The sequence below is a fragment of the Streptosporangium carneum genome, assembly GCF_027922005.1.
Lineage (GTDB): Bacteria > Actinomycetota > Actinomycetes > Streptosporangiales > Streptosporangiaceae > Streptosporangium > Streptosporangium carneum.
Window position 1 is genome coordinate 111730 of the sequence record NZ_BSEV01000005.1, and the last position, 23586, is coordinate 135315.

Genomic DNA, 23586 nt, shown 5'->3' on the forward strand with positions numbered 1-23586 from the left:
AGGGAGCCGCGATGACGCCCGGCGCGCCGGACGTCCTCGTCTCGGACGTCGAACGCGTCTTCCGCGAGGAGTACGGCCGCGCGGTCGCCGTCCTGGTCCGCCGCTTCGGGGACATCGACGTCGCCGAGGAGGCGGTCCAGGAGGCGTTCGTCGCGGCGGTGCGGCGCTGGCCGTCCGACGGGATGCCGCCGAGCCCGGCGGGATGGATCATCGCCACCGCCGGCAACCGGGCGGTCGACCGCCATCGGCGGGAGGCGTCGCGGGAGGACCGGCACGCCCAGGCCGCCCTGTTGCACACCCCCGACGAGCCCGCCGAGGAGGGCGCCGTGCGCGACGACCGGTTACGGCTGCTCTTCACCTGCTGCCATCCCGCGCTGGCCCCCGCCGCCCGGGTCGCGCTGACGCTGCGGCTGCTGGGCGGGCTCACCACCGCGGAGATCGCGCGGGCGTTCCTGGTCCCCGAGGCGACGATGGCCCAGCGGCTGGTCCGGGCCAAGGGCAAGATCCGTGACGCGCGGATCCCCTACCGGGTGCCGGGTGAGGCCGACCTGCCCGCCCGTCTGGGGGCCGTGCTGACGGTCGTCTACCTCGTCTTCAACGAAGGTCACACGGCCAGCTCGGGGGACCGGCTGGGCCGGGCGGACCTGTGCGCCGAGGCGATCCGCCTCGGACGCCTTCTGGTCGAGCTCATGCCCGACGAACCCGAGGTCACGGGGCTGCTCGCGCTCATGCTGCTCGTCGAGTCCCGGCGGACGGCCCGCACCGGCCAGGACGGCGGTCTCGTGCTGCTGGCCGACCAGGACCGCGGCCGGTGGGACCGCGGCCTCGTCGCCGAGGGTCAGGCTCTCGTACGAGCCTGTCTGCGACGCGGACGGCCCGGCCCGTACCAGATCCAGGCGGCGATCAACGCCGTCCACGGCGACGCGCCGGACGCCGCCGCCACCGACTGGCGGCAGATCCTGCGGCTGTACGACCTGCTTCTGACGTTCGACCCGAGCCCGGTCGTGGCGCTCAACCGCGCGGTCGCCGTCGCGGAGGTCGAAGGGCCGCGGGCGGCGCTGGCCCTCGTCGACGCCCTCGACCTGGACCGCTACCACCTTCGCCACGCCGTCCGCGCCGACCTGCTCCGGCGACTGGGACGGGACGCCGAGGCCGCGCGGGCGTACGAGGCGGCGATGGCCCGTACCGCGAACGCCTCCGAACAGGCCTTCCTGCACGACCGCCACCGGGCGCTCACCCGGCCGGGTGAGGCCGAGCCCGGTGGACCCGAGTTCGGTGCCTCCGAGCCCGATGAAATCGGCGCCGGTGAGACCGAGCCCGAATGAGCCCGGCACCGGTGAGCCCGGCCTCGACGAGGCCGGGCCCGCCGAAACCGGTGGCGTCCCGGACGGTTCCGTCCGGCCGGCGGAGACCTCTCGTGCCTTCAGAAGGCGGCGATGGTGGCCGGGGCGCGTTCGGCGCGGCTGAGAGCCCGCAGCACGCTGGTCGGGCCGTGGCGGCGTACGGCCAGGCGTGACAGCAGGTCGACCACGGTCTCGACGGCGCTCGGCGGGAAGTCCGGCGTCGGCACGCCCACGCTGACCGCCAGATCGTCGGAGTGGACCGCCAGCTCCATCATCCGGGTGACCAGCATGTCGTCGAGCGCCAGCGACCACGGCCCCCACAGGTGGATGCGCACCGGCCGGTTCGCCGTCGAGCCGAGGGCGCCGGTCAGTTCCCCCAGGGCGGCGTCGACGCGTGCCGCCAGCGCCGCGGGTCCTTCGGCCGAGATCTCCTGGCCGCCGTTCCTGATGCGCACGTTGATGTCGTCGTCGAGGGCGGTGCCGATCCACAGCGCCCGGTTGTAGTGCTCCAGCAGGGTGATGGTCGGCTCCTGCGGTACCGGTCCGGTCAGGAGCGGTGGGAGGGCCAGGATCTGGTAGGCCAGGTGGCCGGCCAGACCGGCCACGCTGAACTCCGGCAGCGCGCTGGGCCCGTGCCAGGCGGCGGCGACCGCCGGATCGCGCAGCAGTTTCGCCGCCGAGTGGGCGGTGGACAGGAAGTCGGCTCTGGTACCGGTCATTTCCGCATCCTCCTGGTGGGTTTCGCCGTGGACCGCGTTGAGCTCCATGAGATCACCGTCACGGATCCGATGGGCGATTCCCGGGGAACTTCCCGGCGGCCCGGCGAGGAGATCCTCCGTCGGACCCGGCGCGGGCTCACGCGCTCTTCGCAGGGCCGAGCACGTGCTCCCGTCCCCAGTCGCCGAGCGGCGCCAGCGCCTCGTTGAGGGAGACGCCGAGCGTGGTCAGGGAGTATTCGACGCGGGGCGGCACCTCGGCGTACACCTCGCGGTGCACGATGCCGTCGGCCTCCAGCTCCCGGAGGTGGGAGGCGAGCACCTTCTCGGTCACCCCCGGCACCAGCCTGCGCAGCTCGCCGAAGCGGCACGCGTGCTCGTTGAGCGCCCAGAGGATCAACACCTTCCACTTCCCGCCGATCACGTCCATCGCCGCGTCGATCCCGCAGACGTACGCCCCGGGCCTTCGCACGGTCGCCATGCCCATCCCCCCTGCCTGCTCACTCACCCCGGGGTAACCACCCACTTCGAAGTGCGTACTTGATCACTTTGGGGCCTGCCGCAAGCCTAGTCGGCATGACCGACAACGCTTTCGAGAAGTCCTCGATCACTTTGCTGGGGCTCGGCGCGATGGGGGCCGCGTTCGCTCGCACCTGGCTCGCCGCCGGACATCCGCTGACCGTGTGGAACCGCACTCCCGCACGGGCGGAACCGCTCGTCGCCGAGGGCGCGAAGCTCGCCGGGACGGCCGCGGAGGCGGTGGCCGCGAGCGATCTCGTGGCGGTCTGCCTGCTCGACGACGCCTCGGTCGGCGAGGCCCTGGCGGACGCCGACCTGACGGGCAAGGACCTGGTCAACCTCACCACCGGCACCCCCGCCCAGGGCCGTGCCCGCGCCGAATGGGCCGAGGGACGCGGCGCCCGATTCCTGGACGGCGGGATCATGGCGGTCCCGCCGATGATCGGCGTCCCCGACTCCGGCGCCTACGTCTTCTACAGCGGGTCCCGCGCCCTCTTCGACGCCCGCCAGGGCGAGCTGGCCGTCCCCGCGGGCACCGTGTACGTCGGAGAGGACCCCGGCTACGCCGCCCTGCACGACGTGGCGCTGCTGAGCGCGATGACGGGGATGTTCTCGGGGGTCGCGCACGCCTTCGCGCTGGTCCGCGGGGAGAAGGACGTCTCGCCGAAGGAGTTCGCCCCCCTGCTCGTCGGCTGGCTCACCGCCATGGCCCCCTACGTGTACGGCGTCGCCGACCACCTGGAGAGCGGCGACTACACCAGGGGAGTGACCTCCAACCTCGCCATGATGGTCCAGGCCAACGGGACGCTGCTGCGCACGGCCGAGGATCAGGGGGTCGGCACCGAGTTGCTGACCCCGTTCATGGGCTTGATGGAGCGTCGCCTCGCCGACGGACACGGCGACGAGGGCGTCACCGGTGTGATCGACCTGCTCGCCCGCTGAGGGCGTGTCCCGTGGAGCTCCGTCCCGAGACGACAGGAGAGCCACGGGGGCGGCCCTCGAGCCCACCGTGAGCCCACCGTCGTTCCCGGTGACGGCGGGAGACGAGGAACCGCGTGTCAGCGTGACAGCAGCCTCCCGGTGAGGTCGCGGAGCCGTGCCGCGGCGCTCCTGTCGAAGGACGCGTCCTCCACGCTGATCCGGCGGCCCTCCACGAAGGCGCTCAGCGGTTCGGCGGGCGGGTCGTCGAGGACGGCGATGATCGGTGCGGCGCTCTCCCGTACCGGCTTCCCGCGTTCCTTCATCGCCTCGATGTGCGGCCTCACCGCCTCGTCGTACTCGCCGGAGAAGCTCGTCGCCGTGATGCCCGGGTGGAACAGCGCGTACCTGGTGCGGCCCGCCCGGTGCTCCTCGGCGAAGGAGACAGCGAGCAGGTCGTTCAGTTTGCCGCCCTGCCCCAGCGCCGCACCGCCGTCGTAGCCCCGTTCGAGTTCCAGGTCGTCCCAGCGGATCAGAGACATGTTCCCGCCCGGCCCGGCCACGTTCGCGATGACCGGCCTCTCGGCCCGCTCCAGGGCCCCGGCCAGACCGTGGCTGAGCAGGAAGCGGCTCAGGTAGAACAGCGCGAAGTTCTCCTCGAAGCCCTCCGGCGTCTCCCGTCGTCTCGAGAGGTAGTGCCGCGCGCACAGCACGAGCGCGTCCACCGTGGGGAACCTCGCCGTGATCTCCTCGATGACCCTCCTGTTCTCGCTGACCAGGCTCAGGTCCGCCTCGACGAAGAAGGCCCGCGCGCCCGCGCCGGTCTCGGCGGCGGCTTCGAGGAGGGCTCTCCCCTTCTCCGGGTTCCGGCCGACGGCGACGACGTTCTCGCCTCGGCTCAGGGAGGTGAGGGCGATCTCCCTGCCTATCCCGTCGGTTCCACCGGAGATCACAACGGTCCTCATCAGAAGTCTCCTTCGGCGCCCGCGTCGGCGGGAAGAGCAAAATGATTGCACTGACGGGTGCACTTTAGTGGTCTGGCTGGTGCCGTACAACACGTCAGGGCAGAAGATTGCACTCGTGAGTGCAGTCGGGCGAGGCGGCCTCGATACGATGGCGAGGTGATCGGATCGACGACCCCGGCCGCGACCGGGCGGTCCGCCTCGCGCGGGCGCATCGACAAACGGCGGGCCATCCTGGAGGCGGCGTTCACCGTGTTCGCCGTCAGGGGATACGCCCAGGCGTGTGTGCAGGAGATCGCGGAGGTGGCGGGCGTCGCCAAGCACACCGTCTACAACCACCTCAACGACAAGGAGAACCTGTTCCGCCACGCGATGGCCGCCGCCGCCGAGAGCGCGCTGGCTGAGAACCTGGCCGTGGTCGAGTCGCTGGTCGTCCGTGGCGGCGATGTGCGCGCGACGCTGGAGGACGTGGGCCACCGGCTGCTCCGGCGCCACTGCGACGAGCGGTCCTGGGCGCTGCGGCGGCTGCTGTACGCCGAGTTCGCCAGGTTCCCCGACCTGCTCGACGTCGTCCAGGGCGGTGAGGTGAACCGCGTCAACGACGCCCTGGCCGATCGGCTGGCCCGGCTCTCCCTCGCGGGCGGCCTGCGCGCGTGCGACCCGGTCGAGGCGGCCGAGCAGTTCCTCGCCCTGCTCACCGGGCCGATGGAGACGCGCTCCCGGCTGGGCGCCCGGCCCGTTCCCGAGGCCGAACTGCGGGCCGTCGCGAGGGCCGCCGTCGACACCTTCCTGTGCGCCTTCGCCGCCGGGCCGGCGAGGGGTGCGTAACCGGATCCCGGGATCGAACGCCAGTTTGGTGGAGTTTGTCTGTTTTTAGGGCGGGTAACTCCGGCATGGACGGTTGAAGCCCTGACGCTCCCAGCGGCCCGTGAGGCAGTTGTCCGTGAGGCAGCCGCTCGTGAGGCGGCCGTCTGTGAGGCAGGCCCGCACAACCCGCGCTTGTCCCGCGCGAAACATCCCGCACACTCCCACGCGAAGGAGCGGACATGTCAGCGAAGAACAAGATCCTGGTCATCGTCACCAACACCGAGGAGTACGAGAAGGTCGGCATGCGGACGGGCCTGTGGCTCGGGGAGCTGACGCACTTCTGGGACCACGCCGAGCAGGCCGGGTTCTCCATGGACATCGCGAGCCCGTCCGGCGGCATGATCCCGATCGACCCGGAGAGCCTGGCGCACGACGTGCTGGCGGACCTGGGCACCGAGCGGCGCTATCGGGACAGGGAGTTCATGAACCTCCTCGACGACACCAAGAGGGTGTCCGACGTCGACCTCGAGGACTACGACGCGATCTATCTCACCGGCGGTCACGGAGTCATGTTCGACTTCCCCCGGAGCGACCCCCTGGAGTCTCTGATCGCGAGGTTCTACGAGAGCGGACGCGTCGTCTCCGCCGTGTGCCACGGCCCCTGCGGACTGCTCAACGTCACCCTCAGCAGCGGGGAGCCGCTGGTGAAGGACAAGGACGTCACCGGGTTCTCCTGGCCGGAGGAGGAGGCCGCGCGGCGGGCCGAGGCCGTCCCCTACAGCCTGCAGGACGAGCTCAGGAAACTCGGAGCACGCTACAGCACCGCGCGAAAGCCGTTCGAGACCCACGTCGTCGAGGACGGCCGCCTCATCACCGGGCAGAATCCCGGCAGCGCCAGAGGCGTCGCCGAGGCCGTCGTCAAGCAGCTCCAGCCCGCGTGAGGGTCTGACCGTACGGCGCGCGTACGCGAAGCCGTAGCCCGGCCTGTCTGTGAGCCGGGTGGGAGGACCGTCCGGCCTGTCTGTGAGCCGCGTGGAAGAACCGTCCGGCCCGTCTTGAGCCGCGTGGACGGAGGGTGGCCGCGTGCGAGCTCACGGGGGCAGCAGCCGGGCGAAGAAGCGCTCCAGCGGGGCCAGATGCCGGTCCGGATGACGCCACTGGGCGACCACGCTGTCGGGCAGGTGCAGCTCGCTCGTCAGCACGCCGTTCCTGAAGACCCGGACCGCGGGGTGGATGGCCTCGCTCTCGGTGGCCCCCGGCGGCAGCGGGCGGCGCCCGACCGCGAACGCCGCGGCCTCCAGGTCGTCCGGGTCGGGCTCCCGGCTCTGACGCAGCCCCACGGTGACCAGGTCGCCGAAACGCTCGACGGCGTAGTCCTCCGGCAGGTCCTCGAAGCGTTCGATGCCGTGCTCGGTGATCACCAGGGCGTCGACCAGGTAGCCGGCCTGGGCCCACAGGGCCGAACTGCGGTTGACCCGGTCCAGGACCGACTCGACCAGCGTCGCGCGGGGGACGACGGCGCGCGGGAACCGTACCCCGTCGTAGCGCTCGGCGAGCAGGCGGCTCAGCGTCCGCAGGTTGTAGCGGAAACCGTAGATGAACGCCGACGACCCGCGCCTGGCGTCGCGGGCCTGCATCATGGTGCCCGCGACGTAGAGCCCGTCGAGGTTGGCCGACTCCCAGTCCGACGTGATCGCGGGCAGCCTTCCGCCGGGGGCGGCTCGCAGCCCGTCGGCGAACACCTCGGTGCCCATCCGGAAACCGGTGCAGCGCAGCACCGCGTCGTACTCGAGCGTCTCGCGCTCGCCGCCCGCGTGGTTGTGGAGGATGTCGGCGGTGTAGGTCTCGCCGTCGAACTCGATCCGCTCGACCGTGCAGTCCAGCAACGCGTGGAGCGCGCTGAAGTGGTGACTGTCGAGCAGCGCGCCGTACGAGCCGCGCACGTCCCCCGGATGCCGGGACTTCCAGGCGAGCCGGACCGGCCTGGGGCTGGCCAGATGGATCATCGAGGCGTGGTCGCGGAGGGCGTGCGCCGTCTCGAACGCCGAGTTCCCCTTGCCGAGGATCAGGACCCGTTTGCCGCGGAACGGCTCGGGGTCGACGACCATGTCCTCATATCCCTCCGCGTGCTCGATGCCGGGGATGTCAGGGATGTTCGGACCACCCCAGCCGCCCGCCCAGATCAGGCACTCCGCCTGGATCTCCCGCCCGTCCTCGGTCTCCAGCCGGAACCCCTCCTCCTTGCCGATCACCCGGTTGACCCCGGTGCCGAAGGCGACCCGCAGGTCGTGGGTGGTGTGGAAGTCGGTGAGGTAGCGCCGCAGGTCGTCGGGGGAGGGGAAGTAGTCGTCGCTGTAGTCGGGGAACAGCAGGGACGGGTCGTCGCTCAGCAGTGAGTTCCAGTCCCAGCGGAGCCGGAGCTCGGGGTCGTCGGACCAGGTGTGCACCTTGTTGAGCGAGATCAGCCGCCGATGCCGGGGAAAACGGGTGAAGAAGCCACCCGCTGACCGCTCCCGCTCCACGATCACGTAGTCCGCGCCCCGCTCCTGCAGGAAGTAACCGATCTGCAACCCCGCAGGACCAGCGCCGACCACGACGTAACGATGCTCCTGGATCACGAGCCGACCTTTCTGGAGGTGGTGCACGCCCCTCCTGGGATACCCACCCCTGGCGCTCGCCCATCCCCGCATTCCGTGCCGGCAGGTTTCCGTCGCGTCGTGTTCTTCGCCTCCTGGCTTGCTCCGTTTTCTGGTTCCCCGGCTCTTGCGGGGTAAGGCGTGTTTTCTGGGGCGGTCGTCCTTGAAGTGCGGGTTTTTGATGGGTTCTCTGGGTTCTTTTGGTTTGGTTTGTTCGCGTGGAGGGGGGCGGGTGGTCCGACCCCCTCCACGCGAACAAAGCCCAGCCCAGAGAACAGACGAACCCAGAGACCCCAACGGCCACAGCGGACAAGGCAAGTCAAAAGAACCCAGCGAAACCCCCGAACCCACCCGCCCCACCGCAAACCAGCTCTGAACGACAGTCGCCCCCAGAAAACACGTCGACGCCGGCAGCCTCCCCGACCCCTGAATCCCGCGGGCTCACGCCAGCAGGCCGACCAGGGCCTCGCCGCGGTCGGTCGTCCGCACGCGCACGTGGCGGCCGTGACGTTCGCGGTGCAGCAGGCCCGCGGCCTCGAGCTGGGAACAGTGGTAGGTGGCGGCGGCCGGGGTGGAACGCAGCAGGGAGGCGATCTCGCTCATGGTGAGCGACGCCCCGGCCACCCTCAGGATGGTGGCCCTGGCCTTTCCCAGCGTGAGGACGAGCGGATCGGAGGCCTTCACGTCGCCCGTGCCGCCCTCCCACAGTAGGCCGAGGGCGGGGAGCGGGTAGCCGATCCATGTCGTGTCGGGGTGGTCGAAGGCGAAGATGCTGGCGCCGCTGCCGGACACGATCGGCACCAGGGCGAGCCGCCTGCCGTTCAGGTCGAACCGCTTGGCCTGCTGGTCGGGCAGGCCGAGTGTGGTGCCGGAGAACCGGAAACGCGGGCTGAGGTCGGTCAGCACCGTCTCCAGGCGGTTGGCCACCGCGGCGGCCCCCACCCTTTCCCTCTCACGCTTCAACAGGCTGTCCGCGCGCTGCCAGACCGGCCTGAACTCCTGCCACAGGACGCGCATGAGGTGCGAGTACGCCTGGATCCACGCGCGGGGCCGTTCGACGACGGACCGCCACTGGGCGGGCACCGCCGGAGGGAACTCCGCTTCGAGCTCGGAGAGCAGGGTGTCGGGGGAGAGGTCGGCCAGCCGCTCCAGGTGGGTGTCGGCGTCGACCTCCGACATGGACACCGTGGGGCTCACACAGTCGGGGATGACGGAGAACTGCGGGGCGAACAACGGGCGCAGCACCTCGGGGGTGTTGCGCGGGGCCGCGGCCACGACCGCCTGCCGCCAGTGCCGGGGAATCCCGTGGGGTCGGCCGCCCATGGTGCCCGCCGTCAGCGACAGGAGCGTCGCCCCCGGGTGGAGCACGACCGAGACCCTGACGTCGTCCAGGCGCCCAAGCTGGAGTTCGGAAAAGCCCTGCATGATCCATCTCCCGTGCCTCAGCAGTGGGAGTTCTGCTCCCACCGGAACGCCATGCTTTGTCCCGCTTCCCCGAAAGCGCTCATCTTTTAAGGATCATTTTAATGATTGTGGTCGGTTTTTCGGTTCGCGATGCTCTTCCCGTAAGACCGAAACGGGGGCGGTCCCGTTCGGTGTGGACATCTGGGACAGGAGGCGGCCATGCGTTCCACGGGGGTACGCGTGATTCCGGGCTCGGCGACGGTTGGGCTCTTCATCGAGCCTGAGAACCGCGAGTACTGCTGAACGAAGGGCGGCTCCATCTGTTGAGAGCCCTCTGACCCATGCCGAAGGACAGGGCGGCTCGCTGCGCCTCCGCGGGCACGCGGAGGAGAGCGGCCGCCCTGTCCGCTGCCGTCTCCCGGTCAGGCGCGCAGACGCAGTCCCCGGGGGGTCGGGTGGAATCCGGCGGACTCCAGGGCGGCTCCCAGGGGGGAGTCGTTGATGGCGGCGCCGTCCGCGCGTTCCACGGTCAGCTTGCCCAGGGCCCCGTCGCGTACGGCCAGCGCGAGGGCGTCCACCGCGGGCTGGAGCCTGTCGCCGTAGGTGAAGGACAGCAGGGTCCTGCCGCCGCGCTCGACGTAGAGCACCAGGTGCCCGTCCATGAGCACCACCAGGGCACCCGCCTTCCTGCCGGGCTTGTGGGACACCTCACCCGGATGGACCGGCCACGGCAGAGCCGCGCCGTACGGGTTGGCCGGGTCGGTCGCGGCCAGCACGACCGCCCGCCGCGCGTTCTCGGCGGGCTGGCGGGTGCTCCACGGGTCGCGCGCGGGACGTGCCTCCTCCGGAGGGGCGGAGGCCGCGCGCATGCGGTCGACCGCGCCCGGCAGCGCGAACTGGGCTCCGCCCAGGCCCTCGACGAAGTAGCCCCTGCGGCACCGGCCGCTCTCCTCGAAGGCGCGCAGCACCGGGTAGACCGCGGAGAACCCGCCGGGCAGCCGCTCGGCGGCGACCGCGCCTCGGGTCACCACGCCGTGCCGCTCCAGCAGGATCTCCGCCTGGGCGTGCGCCCGCTGGGTCGGCTCCCCCGACGGGTCGGGCAGCGCCCACCAGCGTCCGCCCACGGTCGGCGGCCCGCTCCGGGTGGGAAGCACCGCGCGCCGCCTGCGTGTGGGAGCCCTGCGGTGCGCGGGGCGTCCCGTGCCGAGCGTGGCGCGCAGTGGCGCGAGGGTGTCGCCGGTGATCCGCCCGGCCCACACCAGATCCCACACCGCGGCGGCCAGCGCGCCGTCGTCGGGGACCGAACCGGGCATGAGGGAGCCGACCCGGCCCGCCAGGTCGCGGAAGAACAGCGCGCCTCCGCCGCCGAGAACCTCCAGCACTCGCTCGTGCACCGGTGTCACGGTGATCTCGACGGGGTCCGGCATCAGCAACGGCGCGGTGTCGGCGAAGTACAGCGCCACCCAGCCGTCCCCGCCGGGCAGCGACCCCTGCCCGGCCCAGACGACCTCGCCGGAGGCCGTCAGCTCGTCCAGCAGCGAGGGGTCGTAGCCGGGCACCCGCGAGGGCAGGATCAACGTCTCCAGGGCGGAGGCGGGCACCGCCGCCCCCTGGAGCTGCTCGATCGCGCCGACCAGCGCGTCGATCGGCGGCCTGCCCCGCTGGGGGCTGCCGGTGATGCCGTGCCAGGCGGGGGCGAAGGCGGCCAGGGTCTCGGGGGTGACCGGTTCGACCTCCTTGCGGAGCCTGGCCAGGGATCTGCGGCGCAGCGTCCGCAGCACCCCGCTGTCGCACCACTCCTCGCCCCGGCCTCCCGGTCTGAACTCCCCGCTCACCACCCGCCCCGAGACGGCCAGGCGACGCAGCGCGTCGGTGACGACCGCCGGGCCGAGGCCGAGCCTGGCGGCGGCCGTACCCGCGGAGAACGGGGTTCGTGTGCGGGCGTGCCTGGCGACGAGGTCGCCGAGCGGGTCCTCGACCGGTTCGAGGAAGACGTGCGGCACCCCGACCGGCAGCGGTACGCCGAGCGCGTCGCGCAGCCGGGCGGCGTCCTCGATCGCCGCCCACTGCTCCTGCCCGGCCACCCGCACCCTGATCGCCCGCCGGGCGGCCTCCAGCTCGGTCAGCCACGCGGGGTCGCCCTCGCGGAGGCTGACGTCCGCCGCGACCAGGGGGCCGTGCGAGCGGAGCAGGTCGGCCAGGTCCTCGGCGTCGCGCAGCGGGCGGTCGAGGCGGGCCAGCTCCCGCTCGGTGTCGGCGATCACGTCGGGGTCGAGCAGCTCGCGCAGGTCCGCCTGGCCGAGCAGCTCGGCCAGCAGGCTCGTGTCGAGGGCGAGCGCCTGCGCGCGGCGTTCGGCCAGGGGGGCGTCCCCCTCGTACATGAACGCGCCGACGTAGTTGAACAGCAGCGACGCCGCGAACGGCGACGCCTGCCCGGTCTCGACCTCGACGAGCCGCACCCGCCGCGCCGAGACGTCCCGCATGAGCCTGACCAGCCCGGGAACGTCGAAGACGTCCTGCAGGCACTCGCGCATCGTCTCCAGCACCACGGGGAACGAGCCGTATCTGCCCGCGACCTCGAGCAGGTGGGAGGCCCGTTGTCGCTGCTGCCACAGCGGGGTGCGCCTGCCCGGGGTGCGCCGGGGCAGCAACAGCGACCGCCCCGCGCACTCCCTGAACCGCGCGGCGAACAGCGCGGAGCCGCCGAGCTCCTCGGTGACGATCTGCTCGATCTCGTCGGCGTCGAAGACCGCGATGTCCGAAGGGGGCCCGGAGAGCGTGTCGGGGACGCGCAGCACGATCCCGTCGTCGGAGTGCACCGCCTGCGCGTCGACGCCGTAGCGCTCCCGCAGCCGCCGCCCGATCGCCAGCGCCCAAGGCGCGTGCACCCTGGCTCCGTACGGCGAGTGCACCACGACCCGCCAGTCGCCCAGCTCGTCGTGGAAGCGCTCGACCAGCAGCGTCAGGTCGTCCGGCACGTATCCGGTGGCCTCCCGCTGCTCGGCCAGGTAGGACAGCAGGTTCGCCGCGGCGAACCCGTCGAGCCCCGCCGCCCTGATCCGCTCCAGCGCCCCCTCGCGCGCCGAATCCCCCCGGCCGACGGCCGAATCTCCCAGCCCGGCCGCCGGGGCGTCCCGTCCGGCCGCCGAGTCCTCCTGGCCAGCCGCCGGGGCGTCCCGTCCGCCTCGGTCTTCCGCCGACGGGTTCCGTCCGCCTCGGCCCCCCGCCGGGTCGTCCTGCCCGTGCCGGTCCTCCACGGAGAGGGGGCGTCCGCCTCGCTCCGCTTTCACGTTCGCGCCGCCGGGGCGGGGGGCCTTCCGCCCCGAACCCCCGTCCGCCGGGGCGGTCTTCGGGCGGGAGTCCGCGCCCGCGCTTGACATCTCGCGCAGGAACGCGCCGATCGCCCTGCCCAGCTCGGCGGGGCGGCCCGCGCTGTCGCCGTGCCAGAACGGCAGCTTGCCCGGCTGCCCGGGGGCGGGGGAGACCAGCACCCGGTCGGCTGTGATCTCCTCGATCCGCCACGAGGTCGCACCCAGCACGAACACGTCGCCCACACGGGACTCGTAGACCATCTCCTCGTCCAGCTCGCCCACCCGGGAGGACTTCTCCCCGACGAGGAACACGCCGAACAGCCCCCGGTCGGGGATCGTGCCGCCGTTGGTCACCGCCAGCCGCTGGGAGCCGGGCCGCCCGCTCAGGACGCCTGTGACCCGGTCCCACACGATGCGGGGCCGCAGTTCGGCGAACTCCTCGCTGGGGTAGCGCCCCGCGAGCATGTCGAGCGTCGCCTCCAGCGCGCTGCGAGGCAGCGTCCGGTACGGCGCGGCGCGCCGTACGACGGTCTCCAGGTCGTCGACCGTCCACTCGTCCAGCGCGGTCATCGCCACGATCTGCTGGGCCAGCACGTCGAGCGGATTGCGGGGGTAGCGCAGCTCCTCGATCTCGCCGCGCCGCATCCGCTCGGCCACCACGGCCGTCTGGACCAGGTCGCCGCGGTACTTGGGGAAGATCACGCCACGGGAGACCGCGCCCACCTGGTGACCGGCCCTGCCGATCCGCTGCAGGCCGCTCGCCACGCTCGGCGGCGACTCCACGCAGGCGACCAGGTCGACCGAGCCCATGTCGATGCCGAGCTCGAGGCTGGAGGTCGCGACGACCGCGGGCAGCCGCCCCGACTTCAGCGCCTCCTCGATCTGGGATCGCTCCTGCTTCGACACCGACCCGTGGTGGGCCCGCACGATCTCCGGGAACGCCCCCTTCGACGCGCCCGCCTGCGCCATCATCGCGGCCGGGGTCGACAGGGAGGCCGGTGGAGAGGCCGGAGGTGTGGGGAACCCCTCCGCCCAGTGGACGGGCTCCGACGCCCCCGATCCGCCGGAAGGCCCTGGCTCCGGGGACACGGGCGGCCCCTGCGGCGGGGCGGATCCCGGTGACGCGAACGGCCCCGACGCCGCCGGCTCCGAGCCCTCGCCCCGTCGCTCCCAGGCCAGCTCGTTGAGGCGGGTGCACAGCCGTTCGGCGAGCCGCCGCGAGTTGGCGAACACGATCGTCGAACGGTGCTCGCCGATCAGGTCGAACAGCCGCTCCTCGACGTGCGGCCAGATGGAGCGCCTGGCCGGGGGCTCGGTCAGCCACCGGTCCTCGTCGTCGGGCTCGGCGGGGCGCACCGGCGTGTCGAGCTCGGTCATGTCCTCGATCGGCACGACCACCTCGACCTCGATCACCTTCTCCGAGGGCGGCTGGACCACCGTGGCGGGCCTCGGGCCGCCGAGGAAGGCGGCCACCTCGCTCACCGGGCGCACGGTCGCCGACAGGCCGACGCGCTGGGCGGGCCGGGGGAGCAGGGCGTCGAGCCGTTCCAGGCTGAGGGCCAGGTGCGCGCCGCGCTTGGTGGCCGCGACCGCGTGCACCTCGTCGACGATGACGGTCTCCACACCGCGCAGCGCCGCTCTGGCCTGACTGGTCAGCAGCAGGAAGAGCGACTCCGGGGTCGTGATGAGGATGTCGGACGGCTTCGCCGCGAAGCGTCGCCGCTCCTCAGCCGAGGTGTCGCCGGAGCGGATCGCCACCGAGATCTCGGGAACCGCGAGCCCGAGCCGCCGGGCGGTCTGCCTCAGCCCGGCGAGCGGCGCTCTGAGGTTGCGCTCGACGTCCACCGCCAGCGCTTTGAGCGGGGAGACGTAGAGCACCCGGCACCGCCGGGCGGACTCCTCCTCGCCTGGTCGCTCGCCTGGTCGCTCGCCCGGCTGGCCGCGCCCGGCTCCCGAGGCCGCGACATCGGGAGAGCCCGCCGCGGAACCGTCGCCGGGGGAGCCCGCGCTCGCGCGGGAGGGGGCCCGGCGGGTCGGATCGGTCGCGCGCTCCGCGGCCAGCCGGTCGAGCGACCACAGGAACGCGGCCAGTGTCTTGCCCGACCCGGTGGGCGCGACCACCAGGGTGTTGTCGCCCTTGGCGATCGACGCCCAGGCCCCCTCCTGCGCCGCGGTCGGGGCGGCGAAGGCCCCGGTGAACCACTCCCTGGTCACGGGGGTGAAACGGTCGAGCATCCCGCCCGTGGCCACCCCCGCGACCTCCGCGTCCTTCTCGCTCACCGCTCACCCCCCACGACCAGGCCTGACCCCCTCAGACCGTTCACCGATCCATACTGCACGGCCCCACCGACATAAATCGTTCGGCGAGGCGGAGGCCGGGCAGCGAGGCGGGCCGCGCGGTTCCAGTCGGCCGTCGCGGGACGCCGCGAGTCACCGGCGGTCACCGCAGGTCGCTGCGAGTCGCTGCGGGGCGCTGCCGCTGTGGGTCGCTGTGGGTCGCTGTGGGTCACTGTCTGGCGGGAGCGGGCTCCATGCGCAGCAGCCCCGCGGCGAACGCCTTCTGGCACAGCGCGCCGAGCCCGACGACCGTGGGGGGATATCCGTTGTGCCCCATCGCGACCGCGACCAGGTCGGGCCTGATCACGGCGGTGTCCACCATCGCCTGCCCGTAGCCGACCAGGAACGCGCGCAGCTGCGCGGGCGTCGGCGCCCCCTCGCCACGGGGCAGGCCCATCTCCAGCATGTCGACCTCCTGGGCGATGGCCTGCGACAGGGCGGGCTCCGCCGCCGCCTTGGCGAGGATCTCCCGCCCGTAGCGGTCGTAGAGATGCTCCAGCGACGGGCCCGTGAGGGAACGGGTCGCCCATCGCGTCTTGCGCTGACGTAGCGCCTCTGACAGCCGCAGGATCGCTGTTCTCATGCCTGTCGGGACGCCCGCCTCCCGCGGAGGGATGGCCTGGTGGGCAAATCGTTACCCGAGCGCCGGCACGAACGGGAGGCCGGGGCGGGTTCCTGTGTCCCCGGCGTGTCCCCGGTGCCCGCGCGGACACGGGGAGAGGTTTCCGCCGCCTGGAAATCCCTGCCACGGGGTGTCGGCGCGGAAGGTTCATTCGCTGACAATGCGGAGATAGATTGCAGATGAACAGCCGACGCAGTGAGCGGTGAGCCAGCGATGAGCATCGATCATCCGGCCGTAGAGGCGGCACGCGAACGGATCAGGGCGGAGCATCTGCGGCGGCACCGTCCGCCGAGCAGCGCGAGGGGGCTGCACCACTTCGCGCTGATCTCCTCCGACGTCGAGGCCACCATCGCCTTCTACCAGGACCTTCTGGAGTTCCCCCTCACGGAGATCGTCGAGAACCGCGACTACCGGGGGTCGAACCACTTCTTCTTCGACATCGGCAACGGCAACCTGCTGGCCTTCTTCGACTTCCCCGGCCTGGACCTCGGCCCCTACCGGGAGGTCCTCGGCGGACTGCACCACATCGCCATCTCGGTCGACCCGGCGACCTGGGAGAGGCTGCTGGGCAAACTGGAGGCCGAGGGCGTGCCGCACCAGGTCGAGAGCGGCGCCTCCGTCTACTTCAGGGACCCCGACGGCGTCCGCCTCGAACTGCTCGCCGACCCGCTGGGGGAGATGTACGGCTCCCGCGTCCTGTGACGGCCTCCTGCCACGGGACGGGGCCGCCCGGAGCCGTCGTCTCCATGACGGCCGGTCCCGCGGGAGGCCGGACCGTGCCGCCCGTGCCCGCCGGCGTCCCGCGAGGCACGGCGGCGGTGCGGCGAGCGAGGCGGGAGACCTCAGGCGGCGGCCGCGCGGTCCTTCGACGGGACGAACGCCAGGCCGGCGGCGAGGCAGGCGAGCGGGATGACCGGCAGGACGTACCTGTGGTCGAAGTCGAGGACCGCGACCGGCAGCACCAGCAGGGCCGTCGCGGTGACCCAGGGCAGGAGCGAGCGCCCACGGCGCAGGCCCGGCAGACCCAGCAGGATGATCGCGGCGAGGTACGGGCCGCGCAGGTAGGCGGGGTACTGGTACACGCGCAGGAATCCGGCGTAGGGTTCGGCCGCCTCATCTCCTCCCGTGGCCCCGGGGTCGTACGCCCGCAGGGCGGAGGACGCCCACGGGGGGACCGGGTCCGGCGCCCTGCTTCCGGCGAAGCCGAAGGCGGGCGTCGTCCGTGCCGGGTGGGCCACAGGCGTCCAGGGGAAGGCCAGTGAGACGTCGCCGGCGACGGTCCGCAGATAGTCGAAGGGCTGCGCGGCGATCGCGTGGAGGGCGAAGGATCGGGCGAGGGCCTCGTTCTTCTCCCTGCCGCCCGGCATGCGGTTGAGGGAGGCCTCCGGTGCCCAGAAGTAGCCCTCGGCCGCGTCCTTCCACGTGCCGTTCGGGCACAGCGGGAGCTCGGCGGGCGGAGGCTTGATCCGATCGCACTTCGCGAAGGTCATGCTGCGCGCCCACAGCGCCGCGCCGTCCCCCGCGACCAGCCTGAAGCTTCCATGCTCCGACCGGTACCAGGTGGCGTACAGCGTCAGGGGCAGCAGCCCGGCCAGGGCCGTGACCGCGAGCGGACGCCAGCCGACGCGACGGACCGCGAGGTAGGCCAGAGCCAGCAGGAGGATCGGCAGGCCGACGGTCCGGGTGAGCGCGGCCCACGCCAGGCACAGGCCCGCGACCGTTCCGGTCAGGATCGTCGGGGTCGGCGACCGCATCAGGGCGACCACGCCGGCCACCACGAGGAAGATGAAGAACTCGTCGCCGAGCACGGCGTGCTCGAGCCTCAGGAACGAGGCGTCGAACAACCCCGGCACCGTGGCCAGGGCCGCACCCCACGACGGGAGTCCTTTGCGCCGGAGCAGCCCGTAGATCATCACTCCGACGCCCAGCCCCATCAGATGCTGGACGCCCACCACCACCGGGACGCTGTGAAACGGCAGGAGCAGCCGGAGCAGGAAAGGGTAACCGCTCGGGTTCAGATCCATTCTGGGGCGCAGGTCCAGCGCAAGCTGAATGTAGGTGTAGGTGTCGTACCAATAAATGCGGCCGGGACGATAGCCCAGCATGGTCACGATGCGTAACGCGGCGGCGAACAGCAACACGACCACGAAAAGCCGGTGACGTGCGATCAACCGGCGCAGGCGCGCGGGCGGGGCTGAGTTCTTTTGCTGAACGTTCGTTAAAACGGTCAAGCGGGGGACCTGCCTTCGGCCTGGGGATTGCGGGACGACCTCCTGACTTCGGCCCTTGAGCGTAGCGGACATTCATCATCAATGCGCACAAATGAAAAAATGTAGACAGTGGGTGGTGGATGTTCCGTGAGGTTTGGCCCGGTTTTGAGGGCTCCGGGGGTGACGCTCCGTTAGGAGTGAGTGCTATTTGTATCGCATGGCTGGCGACAAGGTGACGTTAGGGGACATAGCGTCTGTAGGGCTGTGAAATCGCGAAAGGTGAATGCCTTCTGGAAACTGATGTCATCAATGATGCATTTTTGGCCTGGTATGCCGTGATACGGCCATCGGGTCCGCCTTTCCGGGGGTCACCTCACCGTGACGCGGTGAAGTCGTTCACCGGGCGTGACGCTGTTTTCGCCGGCGTCGGCCGCGGGGGATTCCCGCCGCGGGCCTCGCCACGGCGGAGCGTCTCGTGGCGGATCCGTTCAACGCGGGGCGGTCGCCCATGCGCCGGATCTCGTTGTGCGCGCCCGTCGCCGACGCGGCCGCGGTCGCTCCGGACTGATTTGACACGCCCGTCGTCGGATGTCTCCGGGTTCGTTCCTCAACGTGATGCGCGAAGCTCTCCCGTTCGCCTCCGGAGCCTCTTCGGGGCCGGAATGTCGGCCTTCCGGGACAGGCCCGCGGAAAGGCCGGCCCAAAAAATCGCCATTGGGTGTGGTGAAAAGATTTCGGTGGACGGCCGACGCTTTTCCGACTCCCGCGCCTTCGGCCTCCGGGGCCGCTGTGTGCTGCTTCGGCGGTCCATGAAAGGCCGTGGAAGCCTCCAAGAGGCTCCATTGCCTGACCGGTGCGGGGTGTGCGCGTTTCCGCCGCGGCGGATCCGCTACGACATGCGTCTGAGCGCGGTTCCGAGAATGCGCGTCTCAGGGAAGTGACCGACGTATCGAGAGTCGGAACTCACCCGCGGGTTGTCGCCCTGCAGGACGTGCGTTTCACGGGGCACGACGGCCTCGGGGGCGTTCGCCAGGGCGTGGACGTCCTCGCGGGAGACCTCGTCACCGGCGTCGCGGCCACCCGTTTGGCGAGCCGTTCGTGGTTCTCCGGGACCGTCTGCCGGGTGTCACGCGGGAAGGGGGCCGTGTTTCACCGGGCTCCGTACGTCGGCTCCTCGGCGACGACGACGTCGCCTCGGCGGAGCCGGGTGGTCCGCCGCGGCCGGGGTGTTCTTCGTGGGAGGCGTGGTTCGTCCTGCCGCCGGGACGCCGGTCCTTGCGACGTCCGCCTGTCGGATGCCGTCGTCTTCGGTAACGTGGCGATTTACCACGTCATGTAATTGTCAGGCGGCAGAAAGCGGGGTTGCGGTGGAGGCGAACCGGTGTGGGGAGCTTCTGACCGGTGCTTCGGGGCGGTAGGGTTCATCCGCGATCACCCGTGGCCCGCGGTGCGTCGCGGAGCCGGCCAGACCGTGCATCCCGGTGGGCGTGCGGGGTCACGAAGACCCCGCCCTCGATCCTGACGATCCCCCCGCGGCTGTGCGCGGTCCCCTGCGCGGCGCCTGACCGTCCCCCGCCTCCGATCCGGAACCTCGATGTCGTTCTCCTCCCCCGCGTTCCTGTGGTTCTTCATGCCGGCGACCCTGCTCGCCTACTGGGTGCTCCCGCCCCGGTGGCGCAACGGGCTCGTCGCCGTGGTCAGCCTGGCCTTCTACACCTGGGGCGCGGGGCCGTACACCGTGCTGCTGCTGTCGGCGATCGCCGTCAACTACGGCGCGGGCCTCGCGGTGGACTCCGCGAGGCTGCGCGCCCGCCCGGGAGCCCGCAGAGGCGTGCTGGTCGCGACGGTCGGATGGGACCTGGCGATCCTGGGGGTGTGGAAGTACGGAGGGTTCGCCAGCAGGCAGGTCGACGCGGTGTCGAGCGCGCTCGGACTGGGCCACAGCCCGATCGTGAGCCTGGCCCTGCCGATCGGGATCTCCTTCTTCACCTTCCACCATCTGTCCTACGTGGTGGACGTCTACCGCGACAGCAGGCCCGCGCAGCGGAGCCCGGTCCAGTTCATCACGTACATCGCGATGTTCCCCCAGCTCATCGCGGGTCCGATCGTCCGCTATCACGAGATCTCCGAACAGCTCGCCGACACGCGGCGCAACAGGTTCGACGACTTCGCCGCGGGATTTCCCCGCTTCGCCCTGGGGCTGGCCAAGAAGGTGATCGTCGCCGACACGATCGCCCCGGTCGCGGACGCCGCGTTCGCCCACTCCGGCGGCCAGATCAACACCCCGACCGCCTGGCTGGCGGCGCTGGCCTACACCGTCCAGATCTACTTCGACTTCTCGGGATACTCCGACATGGCCATCGGCCTGGGCACGATGTTCGGCTTCAGGCTTCCTGAGAACTTCAACCGGCCCTACTCGGCGTACTCCGTGACGGACTTCTGGCGACGCTGGCACATGTCCCTGTCCCGCTGGTTCCGCGACTACGTCTACATCCCGCTCGGCGGCAACCGCGGCGGCACCCTGAACACCTACCGCAACCTGTTGGTCATCTTCGTGCTCTGCGGCTTCTGGCACGGCGCCAACTGGACCTTCCTCGTCTGGGGCCTCTACCACGGCGGTCTTCTGGTCGTCGAACGGCTGCTGGGCTGGGACCGCCCGCCCGGCACCGCCCTGGCCATGCTGCTGCGCCGCGCCGCGACCTTCCTGCTGGTCGTGGTCGGCTGGGTGTTCTTCCGCGCGGAGACCATGACCGAGGCGACCGGCGTCCTCCAGGCGATGTTCACCTGGAGGCCGGGCGAGCTGGACGAGTTCGCGGCCTTCGCGCTCAACCACCAGCGGACGCTCACCTTCGCGCTGGCGCTGACGGTGGTGCTGCTGCCGGCCTCGCTCACGCTCGGCCCGCTGATCGAGTCGGGCAGGGGCAGGGCGGCGAGGGCGGTGCGGGTCGCGATGACGTGGGTGGCCGCACCCTACGCCGGGGTGCTGGTCGCCGCGGGGACCTTCAGTCCTTTCCTGTACTACCAGTTCTGAGGGAGGCCGCCGATGACCGCCGTCGAGACCGAACCGACGCCTCCCGCGACGCGGGTCCGCCGCCTGAGAGGCAGGCGGCTGCCGACGCTGCTCGTGGCGGGGGTGTTCTTCTTCGGGCCCGCGCTGGCCTTCGCCGCGGGCGAGCGGGCCGCGGCGATCGAGAACCGGAAGCTGCCGGACTTCCCCGCGCTGTCGGAAGGGTGGGACTTCATCCCCAAGGCCGAGGCGTGGGCCGTCGCCCACCTGCCGCTGCGGCAGTACGCCGTGCGCGGCAACGTCGCCCTGTCGGAAGGGGTGTTCGGTCAGCCGCCGTCGTACAACAAGGGAGGAAAGCCCACCTATCCCCGGGTGGTCGAGGGCCGCGACGGCTGGCTCTACTTCGGAGACGACGTGATCGAGGCGTGCGGGCCGCGCTGGAGCGTCGCGGAGACCCTGGAGCGGACGCGCAGGCTGGCCGAGATCGTGCAGAGGTCGGGCAGGCGCTTCGTGCTCACCGTGGCGCCGGACAAGACCACGGTGTATCCCGACAGGCTTCCCGAGCGCTTCCTCGGCCAGGCCTGCCTGGGCGAGCGCAAGCGGGAGTTCTGGGCCGCGCTGCGGGCGGCGCGCCTGCCGGGATACATGGATCTGCGGGGGCCTCTCGAGCGGCTGCAGCGGGAGTCGGGCGAACCCGCCTACTGGCGGACCGACAGCCACTGGAACGAGCGTTCCTGCGGGCTGTACGGCACGGAGCTGGCCAGGACGCTCGACCCCGGCCTCGCGCGGGGCACCCGGCTGGTCGAGATCGAGCAGGCGGTGCGGGACGGCGACATGGGTGTGATGCTCGGCACGCCGCGCAAGGAGACGATCGACCAGTGGCGGCTGGTCCGGGACGGTGTGAAGCGAGTCAAACAGGATGACGCGCAGATGCCCGTGTCGTTCGCCACCGCCAACGCCTCGACCGGGGCCCCGCTGTTCGAGCCCAGGACCCTGCTGATCGGCGACTCGTTCACCCGCAACTCGCTGCCGTGGGTCACGCCGTACTTCGCGGACCTGACCTATCTGCGCAGCGACGCGTCCGCGAAGGCGGGCCCCGAGTACGTCGCGGAGAAGGTCGCCAGGAGCGAGACGGTGGTGTTCGAGATGGTGGAGCGCTACTTCGTCGGCGGACACGGGGAGATGCTGGACGACGCGACCCTCGCCGCGATCGACAGGGCGCTGCGCTAGCCCGCACGGCCGGGACGGACGCGGGCGTTCGGGAAGGTCGCGTCGTCCTCGTCGTCCTCCGGAGCCCCATACTTGGAGGATGCGCCTGTCGGAGTTCTGGAATCGGATGAAACTGCACTTCGGTGACACCTACGCCGAGTCGTGGGCTCACGACTACGTCATCGCCGACCTGGGCGGGCGGACCGTCGACCAGGCGCTGGCCGACGGCGTCGCGGCCAAGGACGTCTGGCGGGCCGTGTGCGGGGTTTCCGACGTCGCCGCCCGGCTGCGCTGACCGGCGCTCGGGGGCGTGGTGCGAAACACCGCCTGATAGGGCCATCCCTTTCCCGGCATCCGATCTTGAATCCGGCGGGGCGGGCGGGCGCGGCGGGCTTCTCCGTTTCCCGCGTCGTGTCGCCTAGCTGGGTAAATCCGCGAGTCATGGCCGAAGTCCGGGCCGAAGCCGTCATCCCGGTCTGTCGGCCTCCGCCGAATTCGGCACGGTTTGCTCCATTGATCGACTTTTCCCGTGCGGCCGCTACCTGGCCGAATAGCGTTCCGGTCGCAAATAGCGAGGGTTAAGTAACAAAAATCGGTAGATACATTGCGATCCTGCTGCTGTATACCGAAGGTATGAGTATCCGGATAGTGGGGGTCTGTCCGCTACGTCTCGTGTCAACCACGAGTCGATTCGCCCCATGACCCTTGAGACGCCCGCCAGGGGCGGGCCCGCCTCGAAGGCGGTTCTGACGGCCCACACGCGGGTGCTCCCTGCGGTGACGCCAGGCGAGGGTCACCGCCACCGCGATTTCCCGGGTCAGATACGGTGACGATGAAGAATGCCGCACAAAAGAAAACCGTTCTGCTGGCAGAGAGCCGCACACTCCTCCGGATCGGTCTGAGAGAGATCGTCCACGAGGCGGGTGACATGGCGGTGACCGGTGAGACGACGGACTCCGCCGACACCATCCGCAGCATCCGCGACCTCTGCCCCGAGATCGTCGTGATGGGGCCGCTCACCGACTGCGCCGACTCCGTCGAGGCCACCCGGAAGATCGCCGCGGAGGTCTCGTCCGGGCTTCCTCGGTTCCTCGCGCTCGTCGACGCCTGGGACGCCAGGTCCTTCGACGTGACCGAGTCGGAGGTCGGGGGGCTGCTGTTCACGAACGCGTCGGCCGAGGAGCTTCGCGCCGCGATCCGGATGCTGTCGGCCGGATACTCCTTCCTCGCCCCGGAGGTGTACCAGAGGGCCGTGCGGGCGGTGTCGAGCCCGAGGACGCCGCCGGTGACGGACATGACCAGCAGGGAGCTCGAGGTGCTGCGCCTGCTCGCCCGCGGTTACACCAACGCCGAGATCTCCAGGGACCTCTCGCTCAGTGAGAGCACCGTCAAGTCCCACGTCCAGAACGTGCTGCACAAGAAGCACCTGCGGAACCGGGCGGGTGCGGTGATCTACGCCTACGAGACGGGTCTGATGAAGGTGGGGGAGAACCTCCCTCACCTGTCCCGCAGGACATGACCGGGTGAAAGACGCGACAGAGCGGCCAACGCGCGGCAGGGCCGTCGGCGACGAGCCGACAGCCAG

General features: G+C 71.2%; 17 protein-coding genes and 1 pseudogene. 9 read left to right on the forward strand and 9 right to left on the reverse strand.

What is annotated here, in order from left to right; all coding sequences use genetic code 11:
• The first annotated feature begins 11 nt into the window (after positions 1-11).
• The gene (locus PKF00_RS14040; RefSeq protein ID WP_271217925.1) at positions 12-1325 is read left to right on the forward strand and encodes an RNA polymerase sigma factor; all 1314 of its coding nucleotides are present in this window, start codon (positions 12-14) and stop codon (positions 1323-1325) included.
• Positions 1326-1423: 98 nt separating this feature from the next.
• On the opposite strand, the gene PKF00_RS14045 is transcribed toward PKF00_RS14040, so the two are convergent.
• Both PKF00_RS14045 and PKF00_RS14050 read right to left on the reverse strand, forming a co-directional pair.
• Positions 1424-2062 carry a maleylpyruvate isomerase N-terminal domain-containing protein gene (locus PKF00_RS14045; protein ID WP_271217926.1) on the reverse strand — a complete coding sequence of 213 codons (639 nt, stop codon included), beginning with the start codon at positions 2060-2062 and terminating at the stop codon, positions 1424-1426.
• 136 nt (positions 2063-2198) lie between these two features.
• Positions 2199-2540, reverse strand: a complete 342-nt coding sequence (locus tag PKF00_RS14050; RefSeq protein WP_271217927.1) for a winged helix-turn-helix transcriptional regulator — start codon at positions 2538-2540, stop codon at positions 2199-2201.
• 95 nt (positions 2541-2635) lie between these two features.
• On the opposite strand from PKF00_RS14050, the gene PKF00_RS14055 reads away from it, so the two are divergent.
• Positions 2636-3520 carry an NAD(P)-dependent oxidoreductase gene (locus PKF00_RS14055; RefSeq protein WP_271217928.1) on the forward strand — a complete coding sequence of 295 codons (885 nt, stop codon included), beginning with the start codon at positions 2636-2638 and terminating at the stop codon, positions 3518-3520.
• 116 nt (positions 3521-3636) lie between these two features.
• Here the strand turns inward: PKF00_RS14055 and PKF00_RS14060 are convergent, their stop codons facing one another.
• Positions 3637-4461 (reverse strand): SDR family NAD(P)-dependent oxidoreductase, encoded by an 825-nt coding sequence (locus tag PKF00_RS14060; protein ID WP_271217929.1) that lies wholly within the window; start codon positions 4459-4461, stop codon positions 3637-3639.
• Positions 4462-4617: 156 nt separating this feature from the next.
• Here PKF00_RS14060 and PKF00_RS14065 point away from each other — a divergent pair, with 156 nt between their 5' ends.
• Together PKF00_RS14065 and PKF00_RS14070 are read left to right on the forward strand one after the other, a co-directional pair.
• On the forward strand, positions 4618-5286 hold the full coding sequence (locus PKF00_RS14065) for a TetR/AcrR family transcriptional regulator (RefSeq protein WP_271217930.1): 669 nt from the start codon (positions 4618-4620) through the stop codon (positions 5284-5286).
• 218 nt (positions 5287-5504) lie between these two features.
• A complete protein-coding gene (locus tag PKF00_RS14070; RefSeq protein WP_271217931.1) occupies positions 5505-6206 on the forward strand; it encodes a type 1 glutamine amidotransferase domain-containing protein in 702 nt (233 codons plus the stop codon).
• Positions 6207-6356: 150 nt separating this feature from the next.
• Here PKF00_RS14070 and PKF00_RS14075 read toward each other — a convergent pair whose 3' ends face one another.
• The 4 genes from PKF00_RS14075 to PKF00_RS14090 all read right to left on the reverse strand — a co-directional run bounded on the left by PKF00_RS14075 (position 6357) and on the right by PKF00_RS14090 (position 15536).
• Positions 6357-7883: an NAD(P)-binding domain-containing protein gene (locus PKF00_RS14075; RefSeq protein WP_271217932.1), complete on the reverse strand. Its 1527-nt coding sequence runs from the start codon at positions 7881-7883 to the stop codon at positions 6357-6359.
• Positions 7884-8342: 459 nt separating this feature from the next.
• Entirely contained in the window at positions 8343-9326 is a 984-nt protein-coding gene (locus PKF00_RS14080; RefSeq protein ID WP_271217933.1) for a helix-turn-helix domain-containing protein, read from the reverse strand.
• 401 nt (positions 9327-9727) lie between these two features.
• Entirely contained in the window at positions 9728-14851 is a 5124-nt protein-coding gene (locus PKF00_RS14085) for an Lhr family helicase (protein WP_271218146.1), read from the reverse strand.
• Positions 14852-15122: 271 nt separating this feature from the next.
• Positions 15123-15536: a hypothetical protein gene (locus PKF00_RS14090; RefSeq protein ID WP_271217934.1), complete on the reverse strand. Its 414-nt coding sequence runs from the start codon at positions 15534-15536 to the stop codon at positions 15123-15125.
• 252 nt (positions 15537-15788) lie between these two features.
• Between PKF00_RS14090 and PKF00_RS14095 the strand changes: the two genes are divergently transcribed.
• Entirely contained in the window at positions 15789-16277 is a 489-nt protein-coding gene (locus PKF00_RS14095) for a VOC family protein (protein WP_271217935.1), read from the forward strand.
• A 140-nt stretch (positions 16278-16417) separates the two neighbouring features.
• Here the strand turns inward: PKF00_RS14095 and PKF00_RS14100 are convergent, their stop codons facing one another.
• Positions 16418-17746, reverse strand: a complete 1329-nt coding sequence (locus PKF00_RS14100; RefSeq protein ID WP_271217936.1) for a phospholipid carrier-dependent glycosyltransferase — start codon at positions 17744-17746, stop codon at positions 16418-16420.
• A gap of 928 nt (positions 17747-18674) precedes the next feature.
• A pseudogene (locus PKF00_RS44675) lies at positions 18675-18839 on the reverse strand (S26 family signal peptidase); the annotation flags it as partial.
• Between the two features lie 540 nt (positions 18840-19379).
• Here PKF00_RS44675 and PKF00_RS14105 point away from each other — a divergent pair.
• The 4 genes from PKF00_RS14105 to PKF00_RS14120 all read left to right on the forward strand — a co-directional run bounded on the left by PKF00_RS14105 (position 19380) and on the right by PKF00_RS14120 (position 23520).
• A complete protein-coding gene (locus PKF00_RS14105; protein ID WP_271217937.1) occupies positions 19380-20816 on the forward strand; it encodes an MBOAT family O-acyltransferase in 1437 nt (478 codons plus the stop codon).
• 12 nt (positions 20817-20828) lie between these two features.
• Positions 20829-22022 (forward strand): alginate O-acetyltransferase AlgX-related protein, encoded by a 1194-nt coding sequence (locus PKF00_RS14110; protein ID WP_271217938.1) that lies wholly within the window; start codon positions 20829-20831, stop codon positions 22020-22022.
• Between the two features lie 79 nt (positions 22023-22101).
• Positions 22102-22296 carry a DUF3046 domain-containing protein gene (locus tag PKF00_RS14115; RefSeq protein WP_271217939.1) on the forward strand — a complete coding sequence of 65 codons (195 nt, stop codon included), beginning with the start codon at positions 22102-22104 and terminating at the stop codon, positions 22294-22296.
• A gap of 633 nt (positions 22297-22929) precedes the next feature.
• Positions 22930-23520, forward strand: coding sequence for a response regulator transcription factor (locus tag PKF00_RS14120; protein ID WP_271217940.1), 591 nt, complete (start codon positions 22930-22932; stop codon positions 23518-23520).
• Positions 23521-23586: the final 66 nt, after the last annotated feature.